A 2463-nucleotide genomic window follows, 5' to 3' on the forward strand; every position below is an offset into this window, starting at 1 on the left:
ATCAGGTCGCGGATGACCGGCAGGCCCGGCAGCGGGCGCAGCACGATCGGCTGGGTCAGTTCGTTCAGGTTGGTGGTGCAGGCCAGGCCGTTCTTGCCGTTGATGTTCATTGCGTCCGAACCGCACACGCCTTCGCGGCACGAGCGGCGCAGCGCCAGCGAGTCGTCGACGTCGGACTTGATGCGCTGCAGGGCGTCGAGCAGCATCTTGTCGGTGTCTTTCAGCTCGACGGTCACGTCTTGCATGTAAGGCTTCGTATCCTTGTCCGGATCGTAGCGGTAAATCTTCAGTTGGACTGTGCGTGCCATGTTTTTACCTGTTCTGTCGGGCCGGGAGCGGTGTCCCGGCCTGGGAAATATTAGAAAGTACGTGCCTTCGGCTTGAAGGTGTCGACGGTCAGCGGCTTGGTGATCACGGCCTTGTACTCGAGACGGTTATTGTCCGAGAACCACAGGGTGTGCTTCATCCAGTTCTCGTCGTCGCGCTTCTCGTAGTCGCTGTGGGCGTGGGCGCCGCGCGATTCCTTGCGCGCCTGGGCCGAGACGATGGTCGCCTTCGCGGTCTCGATCAGGTTGTCCAGTTCCAGCGCTTCGACGCGCGCGGTGTTGAAGACCTTCGACTTGTCCTTGAACGACACGTGCTTGCGGCGCTCGTCCAGCTTCATGATCTCGGTCACGCCCTGGGTCAGCAGCTCGTCGGTGCGGAACACGCCGCAGTACTTCTGCATCGAGGCGCGGATGTCGTTGGCCACGTCCTGCACGCGCTCCGAACCGGTCGAGGTCTCGAGCTTGTTCAGGCGCGCCAGCGCTTCCTGGCCCGCCTCGGCCGGCAGCGGCTTGTTCAGCTTCTGCTTCAGGTTCGAGGCCACCACGTGGTTGCCGGCCGCGCGGCCGAACACCACCAGGTCGAGCAGCGAGTTGGTGCCCAGGCGGTTGGCGCCGTGCACCGAGACGCAGGCGCATTCGCCGATCGCGTACAGGCCGCCCACGATCTTCTGGCCGCCGGCGCCGTCGGGAGCGACGACCTGGCCGTGGATGTTGGTCGGGATGCCGCCCATCTGGTAGTGGATGGTCGGCACCACCGGGATCGGTTCCTTGGTCGCATCGACGTTGGCGAACTTGTGGCCGATTTCCAGGATCGAAGGCAGGCGCTTCTTGATGGTGTCGGCGCCGATGTGGCGCAGGTCCAGCAGCACGTGGTCCTTGTTCGGGCCGACGCCGCGGCCTTCCTTGATCTCCTGGTCCATCGAGCGCGAGACGAAGTCGCGCGGCGCCAGGTCCTTCAGGGTCGGCGCGTAGCGCTCCATGAAGCGTTCGCCATTGCTGTTGATCAGGATCCCGCCCTCGCCGCGCACGCCCTCGGTGATCAGGACGCCCGCGCCGGCCACGCCGGTCGGGTGGAATTGCCAGAATTCCATGTCCTGCAGCGGCAGGCCGGCGCGCGCCGCCATGCCCATGCCGTCGCCGGTGTTGATGAAGGCGTTGGTCGAGGCGGCGAAGATGCGGCCTGCGCCGCCGGTGGCGAAGATGGTGGTCTTCGCTTCCAGGATCATCACGTCGCCGGTTTCCATTTCCAGGGCCAGCACGCCGACCACGTCGCCTTCGGCGTCGCGGATCAGGTCGAGGGCCATCCACTCGACGAAGAAGTGGGTGCGGGCGCGCACATTGCGCTGGTACAGGGTGTGCAGCAGGGCGTGGCCGGTACGGTCGGCCGCCGCGCAGGCGCGCTGGACCGGCTTCTCGCCGAAGTTCGCGGTGTGGCCGCCGAACGGACGCTGGTAGATCGTGCCGTCCGGGTTACGGTCGAAGGGCATGCCGAAGTGTTCCAGCTCGTACACGACTTTCGGTGCTTCGCGGCACATGAATTCGATCGCATCCTGGTCGCCCAGGTAGTCGCCGCCCTTGACGGTGTCGAACATGTGCCAGTACCAGTCGTCCTCGCTCATGTTGCCCAGCGAGGCGCCGATGCCGCCCTGGGCGGCGACGGTGTGGGAGCGGGTCGGGAAGACCTTCGACAGCACCGCCACGTTCAGGCCGGCTTCGGCCAGCTGCAGCGATGCGCGCATGCCGGAACCGCCGGCGCCAACGATGACCGCGTCAAAACGACGGGTAGGAATTGCAGTTTTGATTGCTGCCACGATTACACACTCCAGAGAATTTGCACGGTCCAGGCGGCGCAGGCGAGCAGCCACAGGATGGTCGCCAGTTGCAGCGTCAGGCGAATACCGGCCGGTTTGACGTAGTCCATCCAGATGTCGCGGATGCCGACCCAGGCGTGATAGAACAGGCCGAAGAAGGTGACCAGCGCGAACAGCTTGAACCACTGCCTGGCGAACAGGCCGGCCCAGGCTTCGTAGCCGAAGCCGTCGGCGGTCAGGAAGGAAACCAGCAGGACGACGGTGAAGACCGCCATCACGATCGCGGTGAGGCGCTGGGCCAGCCAGTCCTTGACGCCATAGTGGGC

The 2463-nt window shown here is 65.1% G+C and carries 3 protein-coding genes; all 3 read right to left on the bottom strand.

The features are described from left to right. A partial coding sequence (locus tag H162_RS0129595) for a 2Fe-2S iron-sulfur cluster-binding protein (protein WP_020657081.1) occupies positions 1 to 308 on the bottom strand: 308 nt, incomplete at its 3' end. Positions 309 to 358: 50 nt separating this feature from the next. Then, complete coding sequence (gene sdhA, locus H162_RS0129600) at positions 359 to 2137, bottom strand: succinate dehydrogenase flavoprotein subunit (protein ID WP_026355265.1); 1779 nt, start codon at positions 2135 to 2137, stop codon at positions 359 to 361. A 2-nt stretch (positions 2138 to 2139) separates the two neighbouring features. Beyond that, positions 2140 to 2463 (bottom strand): succinate dehydrogenase, hydrophobic membrane anchor protein (sdhD, locus tag H162_RS0129605; RefSeq protein WP_020657083.1); only part of this gene is annotated, 324 nt, incomplete at its 5' end.

The sequence above is a fragment of the Massilia niastensis DSM 21313 genome, from assembly GCF_000382345.1.
GTDB classification, from domain to species: Bacteria; Pseudomonadota; Gammaproteobacteria; order Burkholderiales; family Burkholderiaceae_D; genus Telluria; species Telluria niastensis.